Genomic DNA, 14446 nt, shown 5'->3' with positions numbered 1-14446 from the left:
TCCGGAACAACCAATACCAAAGGATCATAGAGATGGAGAAGAAGAACCGGCGCGAATTCCTCGCGGATCTCGGAATCACTCTCGGTGCGATTACGATCGGGAGGAACTTCGTAGAGGCGATGCCTCCCGGGGGGGGCGGAAAGCCGGGTTCCGCTTCCGCGCAGAAGGCGGCCGGCGTGAAACAGGAAATCGATTTTCGCTACGCCCCCGCGCGCTGGCAGTCGACGTATTGCTTTCCCGACGATCCCCATAAGAGCCTGGTCGGGAAGCACGGTGAATTGCTGATCGGCCATCCGGGGATCGGAGCCGACTTCAGCTACTTTCCCCATGTGGTGTCGGTCGGCCTTCAAGGCAGGCCTGCGGGGGAGTATGCCGGGCAAAAGCTGGAGGCGCCGGGAATTCCGATCGTTTCAACGAAGCTTTCCTGGACCGGCCTCAACGCATCGCTCACCTCGTTTGCGACGAACGAGCCCGGAGAGGGGCGGGTCGACAACCTTCTGGTCGAATTTCAACCTGACGGGAAGACAGATGCGGAATGCTCTCCCGAGATCGTCCTCACTTCCAAGAGCGCGTTCACGCCGGAGGTCGTCGACGACTCTTCCTCCCGCAGGCGCAGGCTCGGAGTCGTCCGGCTCGAGGGCTCGCAAGGGCCTTTTTTTGTCGTCGATTCGCCCGTCGAATCCGGATCGGGAGAAGGGGTCCACCGGTTCAAGCTCGAATCGCGGTCATTGAAGAGCGGCGAAAAAGCGGCGTTCTTCATCCGGTTCCCCCAGGAGGGCCAACCGCTCGACAAACTCACGAGGGGGTTCGGCCGGGTTGACGATCTGATCGCGGGCGCCCGGGCCTTCTGGCAGAAATGGAAACCGTTCGAGGGGAAGGTCGACTGGAAACTGACGGGCGGGTACCAGGACTTTCTTGTCGCTTCCGCCCGGAATATCGTGGAGGCGAAGGAACTCAAGAAGGGCAAGGAAGTTTTCCAGGTCGGACCGACGGTCTGTCGCGGATTGTGGGTCGTCGACGGCGCGTTCATGATCGAAGCCGCACGGTATCTCGGCAACGATAAGGAAGCACAGGAAGGCCTCGAGGCGATCTGGGACATACAGGATGCGAGCGGCGGGTTCACCGCCGGCGCGGGAGAGGCCCATTGGAAAGACACCGCCGTGGCGGTGTATGCCCTCGTCCGCCAGGCCGAATTGTCGCAGAACTGGGATTACTTTCACGCGACCTATCCGGACGCGCACAAGGCGATGATGTACCTGAGAGGTCTGGTGGCCAAGGCCGAAAAGGACGGCACGGCAAACGGGAAGTACGGGCTCCTGCCGAAAGGGTTTGGGGACAGCGGCATCGGAGGGATCCGGTCCGAATTCACAAACTCCATCTGGCTCTGGGTGGGGCTGAAGAAACTCGACGAAGCAGCCCAGCGGTTTTTCCTCCCCAAACGCCAGGAGATCCGTGAATTCCTGACCGCCATGACCCTTAGGATTCCGGCGGCGGCTCGTGAGGAGATGCGCCAGCATCCGAAGGGATTCTCCTACCTGCCGATGCTGATGAAAGATGACCCCCAGTGGTCCGATCCCGATGAACGGAAACAGCCGCGGCCTCAGGCGGCCCAGATTTATCTTTCCCAGGCGATCTATCCGGGACTCATCCTTCCTCCGGAAAATGCGATCGTCAAAGGCCACATCGAGCTCATGAAAGCGGTGACCGCCGAGGATATTCCAGCGGAGACAGGCTGGCTCGCGAACGAGAGTGTCTGGCCGTACAACGCCCCGATCGCCGCGCAGGTCTACCTCTGGGCGGGTCTCAGGGATCTTGCGAGAAAGACATTTATCGGATTTCTCAACCACGCATCGCCCCTCTACGCATGGCGCGAAGAACAATCCCTGAAGTCGGCCGGGACCGAACGGTACGTCGGTGACATGCCCCATAACTGGGCGAGCGCGGAGTGTATCCGGTATCTCCGGCATATGCTTGTTCTGGAAGACGGCGACAGCCTTCGGCTGTTTACCGGCCTCGGGGCGGCCGACTTTGCCTCGAAGGAACCGATCTCGCTGACCTACACTCCCACCCGGTTCGGTCGGGTGACGGTGAGGCATGAACCGATCGAGAACAAGCGCTGGCGAACCACGTTTAAACGCGAAGATTTCGATTCCAGGACCATGCCGCCGATGAGCGACGTGATCCTCCCGAGAAAACTTCCGCCGAATATCCAGTTCGACTCGGTGACGGGAACGCATGCCCTCAAGAACGGGCCCGAGGTGTTCATCAAAGGAGATGCGACGTCCTGGGAAGCGATCTGGATAGATTTCAGCAAGTGAACCCGGCGGGCTGCCCGCCGGAGAGGGGGGTGAGAATTACGCGGAGGTAAGGAGCGGAGTCCCTAGAACGTCAATCCGCTTTCGTTGTAGACGGCGACTCCATTATCCGTACCGATCCAGATGTTCTGATTGAAGTCGAAGGCGACTGCGTTCACCGTGTCGCTGGGGAGAGGGCTGTTCGCCGTGGTGAAGATCGTCCAGGTCGTGTCCGCCAGGCGCGCGGCTCCGGCGTCGGTTCCAAACCATCTGATATTCTGGTGGTTCGTCGTCACGGAATTCACGGGCCCGTGGCGCAACCGGACTCCCGCCGAATCGATCACTCTCCAGTCAGAGGTCTGCACATTGAAGCTTGCCGCGCCATTCTCGTTTCCGAACCAGACGGTATTCTGAAGGTCGAAGGCCATCGAATTGATCCTTGAATCGACGGGAAGCGAGTATTGTGTCCAGTTCAGTCCCGCAAGACCATACTCGACCGAGACCGCGCCGCCCGTTTGAGTTCCGAACCAGAGGGTGTTGTCGTCAAGCTTCGTCATGGACGACCAGACCTGGTTCGAGGGAATCTGCCCCGTGTTGTCATGCGTATAGAAATGCCATGTCCCGGTTTCATTCGCGGCGCCGACGAAACGGCTGATCCCGATCGCCGAAGTAAACCACACCTCTCCGTACGCGCTCTGGTTCGAAATGTCCGCGGTCCCGGAAAGGACCAGGTCGGACACAAGTCCGCCAAAGGTTGATTGCACGGTGTAGCGCGTCCAGACCGCGATGGTCGAAATCGGATTATAGCGTTGGACGCCGCCGCCGGTGAGACCGAACCACATACTCCGGTCCTTCGCCTGGACGATGCAAGTCACCCTGTGATTCGGCGGACCGCCATGGCCATCCGGAGAGGTCAATGAATCCCTGATCGTTGCCCAAGCTCCATTATCAAAGTACGAAGCGCCGTTATTTGTTGCGAACCAAACCCTCCGGGCATTGTCCATGAAAATCGCGTTCACGTGGTTGTCCGCCAGCGAGCTCGCGGACGCCTTGAACACCTGCCACGTCGCTTTCGGAAGAACCGGCGGCGGGTCGCTCGGACTCGTGCAGCCTCCGAAAACCCCCAACAAAGACACGGTTAGAGACAAAAGAGCTGCGCGAAGGATCACGGATCGATTGAGGGAAGGGTGAAGGGATGCGGGCTGAAGGATCTGACTGTCGCTCATGAACCTCTCAAAGTACAAAATATTCGCGAATAAACAAAACTTCTTGCTGTCCGGGACGAAGGTTTCCGCGAAGTCATTCGAGAAGATCGAGAGGGAGGGATCCGATCGGGAAGGAGATCGCACGCGCTGAGACCGGCCTGCCGGGGTTCTGCGACACGTCAAGCTTTAACACAGAAATGAGAGAAATAGTGCCCCAAACTTGACTGTCACACATATTTTTCCTATACTCCAAAAATACCCGGTTCACCCCGGCTCGTCATCCGCCCAATGTCGCATCATCCAGCTACCTCCATGAAACGTAAATACGTTCCATTTGTTTCATTCATTCTTTTTCCCGTTTCAATTCTGCTCTTGAGTGTGAGCTGTCAGTATGATTACAGTTCACCCCTTCCCGGCCTGGTCGACATTCGGCTCCACACGATTTCAGATTCGGGCCGAATCGCGTTCAGCGCTCTGAACAATTTCGTCCTCAAGATCACCCAGGTGACGGCGCTTCGCTCAGACCACACGCAGGCCCAGGTGTACGGGGATGTCCACGCGATCAAGAGCACGACAGGCATTTATAACACGCTCGATTTCCATGCCGAGGATTCTTCGCTCGTCGTCGGTCAGGCTGATATCCCCCCCGGCGATTACCTTGGCGTGTTGATGCTCATCCAGCCGGGTCCCAGCGTCATCCTGGACGGGTACCGGAACATTTCCGTCAGCACCCTGCCCGATTTTGACCCCACGCTTTCATTCATCAAGTCCTTCAAGATCAACGAGCAGAAAACGACCCGCATCGTCCTCACCATCAACCTGGACTCGTCTCTCGTCAAACGAGCCGACACGTTTCTGTTCAAGCCTTATTATTATATCTCATCGATCCACTACGAGTAAGACTCATGCATAATGCTACTGTCCGGTGGCTTGCCGCGGCGTCCGCCGCCCTGACCATCATTGTCGTCGGCTGGAGCTGCAAAGGGACCGATGTACCCCTCGGCAATGTCGCCCCGATCACGAGGCTTTCCAACGTGCCCCCCACCGACACGTTCATCGTCACCAAGAATCCCCTCCTGACGCTCAACTGGGTCGGTGACGACCCGGACGGGTTTGTGGTCGCGTTCAGGTACCGATGGACGTTTCGCCTCAACGCCCAGAGCCCCTTCGTCTACAAGCCCTACAGCACGGTGCTGAACATCATCGTCTCAAACTTCGCGCTGATGACCGACGCGGGCCCGAACAATGTCGCGAACGTGTATCATTATTTTTCGACGCTCCCTCCCGAAGGGTTAAACGGTGACAGCGCGAACGCCCTTGATTCGGGACGCGTGTTGAGCATCGCAGGTTCGCGCGTCTGGGCATCGAACCCGAAAGTGATCCGGTTTCCCGTCCATAGGAATCCCAACAGCGGGACCTTTATCTTCGATTCCCAGGATTCCCTGAATCCGCACACGTTTGAAGTCTCCGCGATCGATAACGAGGGGCTGGTCGGGGCCCCCGCGTCGGTGTCGTTCGGGACTCCGCGGGTGCCTCCCCCGCAGACCCAGATCACCGGTTCGCCCTCCGATACGGTATTGGTTCTGGATCAAATAACGGATACGTTCACAGGAGCGACATTCACATTCCAGGGATTCGATCCGAACAGCCGGACGATCGACTATTCCTGGGTGGTCGACAAGGACCAATGGCCTCAGGATAACATCCCCTGGTCTCCCTTCAGCTCGGCGACGACCGCCAGCGTCACGGCTTCGGATTTCCCGGACAAATATCAGACTTCGCATACGTTCTATGTGCGGGGACGGAACGAATTCGGGAGCATCGATACGCTCGGATACTACGTCCATACGACGTTTGACGGAAACAACAATCCGACGGGATTCGATACGATTTATTCGAGAGCCAAGTTTAACACCCTTTATCCGATTTTTCGCCGTCCCGGATACCAGCAGCGGATTCTGATCCTGAATGATTGCTACAAGTGGCCCGATCCCGGAACGGTGGCCCGGCCGACCGTCGCACAGGTCGATGCCTATTATTCGGCCATGTTCGATGCGCTCGGGAAGAGCGGCAAGTACGATATTTTCGACGTGATAGATGACTCCAGGGCGGGAATCCACATTTTCCCGGGCCGCGGACAACTGGGGCAGTACAGTTCCATCGTGTTTCTTCAGGATGTGCTCGACGACCTTCACACCGCGGGCCCCACTCACGGCATCGGCGGCAGCCGCGAGAAGATTCTGAGGGATTATTGTTATGTCGGGGGGAAGCTCATCATCACCGCGTGGGCGCTTCCCTTCGCGCTGAACGGGAGCCAGGATTTTGTGCAGAATATCGGTCATATGCAGGCCGGCCTGACCGATCTCACACGGGCAAATTTCATCGGGGCGCGCGGCGACAAAGGGTACCCCGATATCTCCGTCGACATCAGCAGGATCGACACCGCATCCTCGGGCCCGGGCTTGACCTTCCTCTGGGCGGGAAGACCCTACGGGTTTGGAGAGATCATCTATCGGTATGACGCGGCGAATAATTTCCTGCCCTATGAGGGAGCTTCGATCGGAGTGAGATACATCGGTATTACCTATAGCGTCGTGTATCTCGGATTTCCGCTCTATTACATGAATCCCGCGAGCGCCACCGAGACGATGAGAGCGGCGATGAACGACATCAGGGAGTTGAACCCGTGATCTCTTGGAAGGAGACTGGTTTATGACATCAAGGTTACACGTTGCGCGGCGGTCGTTCACGACCGCGTGTCTGGCTTTTCTTCTCGCCGCGATCGGGCAGGCCGGGAACACGGGAAAAATTGTGGGGACGGTCACCGATGCCCAGAGCGGTGAGCCGATCCCGTTTGTCAACATCCTGGTGGTGGGCACCCAGCGCGGCGCTTCGACGGACGACAAGGGAAAGTTTTCCATCATCGCGGTTCCGAGCGGCGCGGTGAGCATCAGGGCCAGCATTCTCGGCTACCAGACGGTGGTCATCAAGGACATCGAAATCGGGGCGGATGCGACCACGCCCGTGAATATCAAGATGACCTCGAGCGCCGTGGAAATCAACGAGCAGGTCATCACCGCCACGAAAATGGTCAACAACATGGTGACGACGGGGACCCCGACCGTCGACGCGAAGACGATTTCGGAAATTCCCAATGTCAAGACGGTGGAAGACGTCCTCCGGCTGCAGACCGGGGTCGTGAAGCAGGGAAACAACCTCTTCTTGCGGGGCGGACGCGCCAACGAAGTCCAGTACCTCGTGGACGGTATTCCGACGAACAGCATTCTCGGCAATTCCGGCTCTCTCACGACGGCGGGAACCAACGAAGAACTCCAGAAAGTGTATGCGGGCGTGCAATCCGGGACGATCGGCGGCGGCGCGACGGGTCTCGCGGTCTCGGCGAACGCCATCCAATCGGTCAGCGTCCAGACCAGCGGGTTCGATGCGGATTACGGAAACGCTCAATCCGGGGTGATCAACATCGTCACGAAATCCGGAGCCGACCATTATTCGGCCTCGGCGCAGTATCGCACGGACAGGATCGCGTCGACGAACCAGAATGAAAACTACAGCTCCTTTACGCTCGGCGGCCCCGACCCGCTCACGAAGTACCTCATGCCGAATCTGGGCTTTAAGATCCCGGGGGCGCTCACTTTCTTCATCAGCGCGGACGCCGACCGGAGCGACGGCCCCTATAACTACGTGCATAATGAGTTTTACCATCCGCTGGAGCGCCGGATCGAACTGAACGGTTTCCTGGGCGGCATTCTGAACGGGCTGGGTTACCGGTTCGCCGACGACCAGAGGAACGCCTTTACGTTCAACTCGAAGTTGCGCTACGACATGAGCGGCTCCGACCAGTTCTCCTACGGCTATCGCGCGAGCCTGGGCACGAACCACGACTACAATAATTTTTACAAGTACCGCGCCGACTCGTCCTTGCTCAGAGCCACGCTCGCCATTCAGCACGTGTTTGCCTGGACTCACTTCTTCACCACGAATTCGTTCGTACGGCTCTACCTCGGCAAGCTTGAGAGCCATGCGGGCAATGATGTCGCCGGCGTCAAGCCCTCGGATTATTCCTCGGCATACCAATCGCAGGATCCGAACCTCGACGGCTTCGCCGAGCTCGGGACCGACCAGACGTGGGTGAAGTCGCTCACGGACGTCTGGACGACCCGGATCGATTTCAACAGCCAGGTTCACCCGCTCCATCTCTTGAAGGCGGGGTTCGAGTTTAATTACGAAGAAATAAATTCGACCGAGATCCAGTATCCGACCGTCGCACACGTGGTGAACGGAGTGACGGTGAACCCCCCGGTGGACGATCCGAGATATGCCCACGGTGAATATCCGGGATATGGCCTTTACCGTTGGAATCTTAACAACTATCCGAATCGAGGGGGGTTGTACGTCCAGGACAACATCGAGTTTTCGGGCTTGAACCTTCACGTGGGAGCCCGGTACGATTACCTGGACATCGGGCGGCAGGTGTTCTATGACGAGTTCCGGAGGGATTGGGAGATCGCCTTGAACGGCGGTCTGAATTCCAACGATCCCGGGTATCTCCCCGCACAGTGGGTGAACGACGTCGGTTATGATTCCACCGTCAACTCCTCCGGTCAGACGGTGAAGGTCGCCAAGGGGCTGACGGACAGCAAACGGTTCCTCTACTATTTCACGCACGGTTACGTGAGTCCGCGCCTTTCGATCGGCTATCCCGTGACGGACCGGATCGTCTTCTATTTTAATTACGGACACTTCATCCAGTTTCCGGACAGGGAGAATTACTACCGCGATCCGACCATCCTGGGCGCCTCGGGGAATCTGATCGGGAATCCGAGCCTCAAACCCCAGCGTACGATCCAGTACGAGGCGGGATTCGAGGACCAGGTCTCGGAAGACATGGCCTTCACGCTCCACGCCTTCTACAAGGACATTTTCGACTATGCCGACAACTTCGCCCGGTCCGGCAATAACTTCCCCCGCAACTTCGATTATGCGAGCTCGCGCGGGTTCGAGGTTTCGGTCAACCAGGCCCTGGGGTCGAACTTTACGGCGAGCGTGACCTACTCGTACCAGCTCGCGAAGGGGCGTTCGTCGAACCCCCTGGCGAATATTTTCCAGCCCCAGTTCGAACTCCCCCGGGAAAGCCGGCTCGACTGGGATCAGAACCACACGGCGAACGTCTTCGCAACCTACAGGGTGAGTCCGAGGGAGCAGGGGAAATTTTTCGGCCTTCCGTTTGTCAATAACTACGGGATTTCACTCACGTGGAGCCTCGGAAGCGGATTCCCGTTCACCCCGTACCAGGGAAAGGTCACCGCACGAAACGTCTACCTTCTGAACAACGAGACGAAGCCGTACAGTTCGACGGTAAACCTCTCGATGTACAAGGGAATCCTGCTGACAGGCGGACTGAACCTCCTGGTGACGCTCGATGTCACGAACCTTTTCAACCGCAGGAACGTCAACTCGATTTACAACCAGACGGGGCAGCCTGCCCAGTTCGGAGACGCCGATGCCAGCACAGGGTTTATCCTTCCCTGGAGTCAGGCGGACAGCCGGCTTGATCCTGCCGCGTTCGGCGACCAGCGGCAGATCATCCTCGGCATGAAGATCAATTGGGACTAGGGCTTTGTCAATTTCAAAGGAAATCATGGGTATGAAACGGCGCCTCTTGTATCTGTTTCTTTTTCTCCTTCTCGCCGGTGCGGCAGTTCCGAAAGACAGGAAGGGCATCACCGGTATCAAGGGAACCCGCTCCATCGATGAGACGGAGGCGGGGGTCAGCTGGGCGAAACACGTGCTCCAGGGATTCAACATGCGTATCTGGCTCACGAACCAGATCGCGTTCGGGCTTGAGGCGTGGGACCCCGGAGTGTCGAACGCGTCGCAGGTTCCTCCCGGCGATTGCGGCGACGTCGGTATCGGGCTCGAGTATCCTGTGGGCGGTTGCGTCGAGCATATGTTCGGAGGCGGTCCGTGGATCGGGGGGTTGGTGGACGGCGTCCGGAGGGTGGATGAATCGTACAACGGCGACGACGCCCGGCACGAATTCATGCCGGAGCGGACGGACACCGCCCGCGACAGGATCTGGTACACCCATGCAGGCTCCGAGGATTTCTATTTTAAGAACAGGGATGTCAACGGATACAACGGATACTATTACAACCACGCCATCCAGGTAAACCGCCGGGGTTGCGACGACGACGGAGACGGCAAGGTCGACGAAGACGAGCTGGACGGCCAGGATAACGACGGCGACTGGAACCCTCTGACCGATGACCTCGGATCGGACGGCCTCCCCGACAGCCTGGAAGCCGGTTGCGACCAAAAGGTGTACGATCCCGTGACCAACCCGGATCCCGCGTATGACAATTACGACCCGTTCAGCGTCGACAAGTGTCACACGGACGCGAACGGCAATTATGTCCGGAAAAACAGCAAGGCCAGCTACACGCAGAACAACGGGATTCCCGATCACGGCGAACCGCACGTCGATGAGGATTACGCGGGGATCTCCGAGAGCGATTATTACGCCGGCGCGACCGACACATTCAAGACCGCCACCCAACCCGGCCACGTCCCGATGGGAATTAAGTGCTTCATGAAGTCGTACGCCTGGGCGGAGGATTTTGCGGACGGGGTTCTTCCGTTCGATTATCTGTTCGTCAACATCGGGCAGAAGACGATCAAGCAGGTCTATGTCGCGTTCTTCTGCGATATGGATGTCGGTCCGACCAATGTCAGCGGGTATTTCAGCCACGATTACGCGTGCTATATTCCCGATCTTCGGACCGCCTACATCCATAACGCGGTCGACAGAGGTTCGACTCCGATGGGCCTGACGGTGTTGCACACGCCGCGGCCTCTCGACTCTCTTCAATATATTTTTCAATGGCACGGATTTTCGGAACCGGGAACCCTCGATTCGACGATTTATTGCTGGATGAGCGGCCAGTGCTTCAACGATAAGATCAAGCCGTGCCAGTCGCCCTCGTCTCCCACCGACACGCGGTTCTTCTTCTCGTTCGGACCTTTCGACGAGATGAAACCGGGGGACACGCTCAAGATCTCCGTGGCGCTCGTGGGCGGTTACGGCGTGGAAGGCGGACCTCACAATCTCCGGGAAAATGCCGAGAACGCTCTCAAATTGTACAAGCGCGGCTATCTTCCCCCGTTGACGCTCCCTCAGCCGCCGTTGAAGGTGACCGAGGGATTCAAGAAAGTCAGAGTAGAGTGGGGAAGACACATCGATCCCACGCTGGATAATCCTCTCGACCTCTGGGACGACTCCAGCAAGATCGCTCAGTCGTATCCCGACACGAGTTTCCGCCGGCGCGACCCGCCCTGCCAGACGGTCGTGGGCACCTGCTCGAACGGCCACCGGTGCATCGACGGGTATCTGACCGGCGGGCGTATCTTCGAGGGCTACCGCCTCTATCGATCGGAGGATCCGAGCAATACCCCCGGGGACCAGAGCTGGACCCTCCTGAAGCAATATGACATCCCTGACGACAATTTCGAATATAACGTGGGCATCGACAGCGTCTTCATCGATTCAAATCTGACCCGGGGCAAGCGGTACTGGTATTCCGTGACCTCCTTCGGGATCCCCGATCTGACGATCATCGAAACGGTCGACAGCAGCGGGAATGTGCGGTTCGACTCGCTCTACGCCCAAAACACCGAGTCGGCAAAAATACGGAAGGCGAGGGTCGATCTCTCGTTCTCGGTGGCGGACACGCTGGGGAAGGTGCTGGTGGTGCCGAACCCCTACCGGGTCGATCAGGATTACACCTACGAGAACGGAGGGTGGGAGGGACGGTCGAGCAACTGGACTGAAAATAACCGCCTCGTGAAGTTTATCCATCTTCCGACAAAATGCACGATCCGGATCTTCACGCTCACAGGCGATCAGGTGGCTACGCTTGACCATAACGACGAGGTCCATGGCGAGCTTGAATGGGATCTCCTGAGCCAGAGCGGCAGGGCGATCGCCAGCGGCGTCTACATCTTTTCGGTTGAATCGGATCTGGGCAAGCAAATCGGCAAGTTCGTTCTGATACGCTGATCGGTGAAGGAGACCCTGAACATGAATCGGACCATGAATCGAATGAAACCGTTTTTTTCATCCTCGCTCCTCTTCCTGGCGCTGCTGGCCGTCTGTTCGACGGGCCGTGCGGGCGACAGATCGGGGACTGTGTCGGAGCTGTTTTTGAAAATCGGGACCAGCGCCCGCTCGATCAGCATGGGCGGAGCCCAGGTCGCAATCGCCGAGGGAGTCAGTTCCATGGCGTATAACCCCGCCGGAATCATGTCGGTCGCCAACTACGGATTCGGCGCGACGTACACGGCGTGGCTGGCGGATATGCAGCATTCGTACGCCGGTATTGTAAAGAATGTTCCGGGCCTCGGGGCGATCGGTGTGAGCGTCACGCTCCTGACGACGGACGATATTCCGGAAACGACCCCTTCGGCGCCCGAGGGGACCGGCAGCACATTCCGCGCGAGCGATTACGCGTTCAGCGTGGCATTCGCCCGGCAGGTGACCGAACAGTTCCGCGTCGGGATCAACGGCAAGATCATCCAGTCGTACCTGTTGAACAAGCAACTGGGAGCTTCTTCGTTCGCGTTCGACATCGGCACGCTGTACGACATACCGATTCTGCAAAGCCATATCGGGGTCTCGCTGACCAACATCGGAAAAGACGTCAAGTTCATCAACGAGACATATTCGCTCCCGACCGCTTTGCGCTTCGGCGTGCTGGTCGACGTGATGAAGAACGAGTCGAATTCTTTCGTGACCACGCTTCAGATCGCGCGCGTGAACGACGCCGACGAACAGTACAACTTCGGGACCGAATACGTGTTCGGCAACATGGTCGCCCTGCGGGGGGGATATAAATTCGCATACGATCAGGAGAACGTGACCGCCGGGTTCGGCGTACGCCTGAATTCGCTCGGCTTCAACAGCACGCTCGATTACGGGTTTAACAACTTCAAATATCTGCCCGGTACGCACTCGTTTACGTTTGAAATGCAGTTCTGATCTGTCTGACCGTCCCCTTTTAGGAATCCTCCGGAGAATGGAATGAAGTCGTTGTCTTCTGCCTCAATGATTGTTCTGCTTGCCTCGTTGTCCCTGGTGGCGGGCTGCACGCTCGAGACCCCCGCTACCGTCGATAAGAGGGTGCAGGGGGGCAAGGATCTCATCATCAACGAAGTGTTTACGATCTCGCCAGACAAGTACTACTCGTACTCCTGGATCGAGCTCTACAATCCCACGACCAAGAAGATCAAGTGGTTCGACGAGACGAAGCCGGCTGCGGGGTTCGCCGTGGGGTCGAGCGGGGCAATCATTCATACGAGCAATGACGGAGGGGCATGGAGCGACTCGCTGAGCGCCGCGCAAAACGGAAGCTTGAATGCGATCAGCATGTCGAACGCGGATACGGGATATGCCGTGGGGAACAATGGGAAAATCCTCAAGGTCACCAAGAACTCGGTCCAGGCCCTGATAAGCGGCACGCTGGCTAATCTGAACGGGATCTCGGCCGCCGCCGACCAGCAAAGCCGGACGGCCTATGCGGTGGGCGATAACGGCACGATTCTCCGGACCGTCAACAGAGGCGCGACCTGGCTTCCTCCGCTCGTCCCGCCCACGACGAACAACCTCCGGTCCGTTTTCTTCGTTTCATTCCAGAATATCTACGCCTGCGGGGATAACGGGACCATCATCAAGTCGACCAACGCCGGTACCGGGTGGTCTTCCAAGATCGTGCCGGAGCCCTACAGGCCGCTCAGTTTCTATTCGGTCAATTTTAACGCGGATACGGGGTGGGTCACGGGAGATGACGGCACGATCCTGGTCTCCACGAACGGCGGCGGCCAGTGGGTGCCGGAAACCTCGCACGTCCACGCGGCGCTGAGGGGCGGATTTTTCCCGCCCAGCCGCGACCCCTTCCGGCGCGCCACGGGGTGGGTTGTGGGAGACAGCGGTGTGATCCTGCGGACGAGCGACAACGGGGGGACATGGACCCGTGCGACCACAGGAACATCGGGACGATTGAATTCCGTCACGTTCGCGGACAGTCTCCGGGGATGGGCCTTCGGCGACGGCGGCCTCATCCTCTCCACGGCGAACGCCGGGCGAACCTGGCATCAGCAGCCGGGCCCGACGGGGGCCAACCTCCACGGGTCGGCCTTCATTCCTCTGATCGTCCGTGTGGTGAGCCAGTATCTTCTCGAGATGGTGGCGCAACGGAGGGCGTTCTTTTTCGACCCGGCGACGGGGACGATTAACTTCGATTATTTCACCAAGATCGACTCGGGAACGATGCTCTTCGATCCCCAAATCCTGGTCAATTTCGGCCTGTCGCCCCCTTCCGACATCAACCCCGGGGCATTCGCGGTGATTACCAGCGACAGCGACAAATTCAAGGACCACACGAATCTCGGCCCCGGCGACGGCACGGTCATCCCGAACAGTATCGGATACTACGCCGACCCGACTTCACCGTTCGGCGCGCGGCCGGTCCTCTGGACTCTCCTTCCTTCGGGAGAGATCCGCCTGGTCAAACGCTTCCTGACGCAGGTGATTGCGACGCAGCAGTTCCTCGGGCTCGATTCGGTGGTGATTGACGTCGTCCGGTACGGGAATTTCAGGCCGACCCCCGATCCCTGGCCGAACAACCAGCCGGCGGGGTTTATCCCCGAGTGGTATTCTCTCGCGAGGTTTAGCGACGATTATGGAGATATACCCTCCCGGGAAAATACGAACTATTCATTCTACATGGCGAAAGACCCGATTCCGCGCTGGTACAGCCAGTTGAGCCACACCTCGAAGTAGTACTCTCGGACGAGGCCGGTCCTTGCGGGCCGGCCCTCGCTCCTGTTGCCCCCGCCGATACCGGTTCTATCCAGGTTGCCCCCCCGCATGTT

At 58.4% G+C, this 14446-nt stretch carries 8 protein-coding genes; 7 read left to right on the top strand and 1 reads right to left on the bottom strand.

Annotation, left to right across the window (positions count from 1 at the left end):
- Positions 1–32: 32 nt before the first annotated feature.
- Positions 33–2318, top strand: a complete 2286-nt coding sequence (locus VI215_07775) for a hypothetical protein (protein ID HEY6192208.1) — start codon at positions 33–35, stop codon at positions 2316–2318.
- A 62-nt stretch (positions 2319–2380) separates the two neighbouring features.
- On the opposite strand, the gene VI215_07770 is transcribed toward VI215_07775, so the two are convergent.
- The gene (locus tag VI215_07770) at positions 2381–3520 is read right to left on the bottom strand and encodes a two-component regulator propeller domain-containing protein (GenBank protein HEY6192207.1); all 1140 of its coding nucleotides are present in this window, start codon (positions 3518–3520) and stop codon (positions 2381–2383) included.
- A gap of 291 nt (positions 3521–3811) precedes the next feature.
- On the opposite strand from VI215_07770, the gene VI215_07765 reads away from it, so the two are divergent.
- From VI215_07765 to VI215_07740, 6 genes are read left to right on the top strand one after another with little or no spacing between them, the layout of a single operon-like run.
- Complete coding sequence (locus VI215_07765) at positions 3812–4399, top strand: hypothetical protein (protein ID HEY6192206.1); 588 nt, start codon at positions 3812–3814, stop codon at positions 4397–4399.
- 5 nt (positions 4400–4404) lie between these two features.
- A complete protein-coding gene (locus tag VI215_07760; protein HEY6192205.1) occupies positions 4405–6189 on the top strand; it encodes a hypothetical protein in 1785 nt (594 codons plus the stop codon).
- A gap of 22 nt (positions 6190–6211) precedes the next feature.
- Positions 6212–9133, top strand: a complete 2922-nt coding sequence (locus tag VI215_07755) for a TonB-dependent receptor (protein HEY6192204.1) — start codon at positions 6212–6214, stop codon at positions 9131–9133.
- Positions 9134–9164: 31 nt separating this feature from the next.
- Positions 9165–11576: a hypothetical protein gene (locus tag VI215_07750; protein HEY6192203.1), complete on the top strand. Its 2412-nt coding sequence runs from the start codon at positions 9165–9167 to the stop codon at positions 11574–11576.
- 33 nt (positions 11577–11609) lie between these two features.
- Positions 11610–12554 carry a PorV/PorQ family protein gene (locus VI215_07745; GenBank protein ID HEY6192202.1) on the top strand — a complete coding sequence of 315 codons (945 nt, stop codon included), beginning with the start codon at positions 11610–11612 and terminating at the stop codon, positions 12552–12554.
- Between the two features lie 42 nt (positions 12555–12596).
- Positions 12597–14354 carry a YCF48-related protein gene (locus tag VI215_07740; GenBank protein ID HEY6192201.1) on the top strand — a complete coding sequence of 586 codons (1758 nt, stop codon included), beginning with the start codon at positions 12597–12599 and terminating at the stop codon, positions 14352–14354.
- Positions 14355–14446 lie beyond the last annotated feature (92 nt).

It is taken from the genome of Bacteroidota bacterium (assembly GCA_036522515.1).
In the GTDB taxonomy this organism is placed as follows: Bacteria; Bacteroidota; Ignavibacteria; order UBA10030; family SZUA-254; genus VBOC01.
Note: the sequence above shows the minus strand (reverse complement) of the source record. Positions and strands in the feature narration are given on the sequence as shown.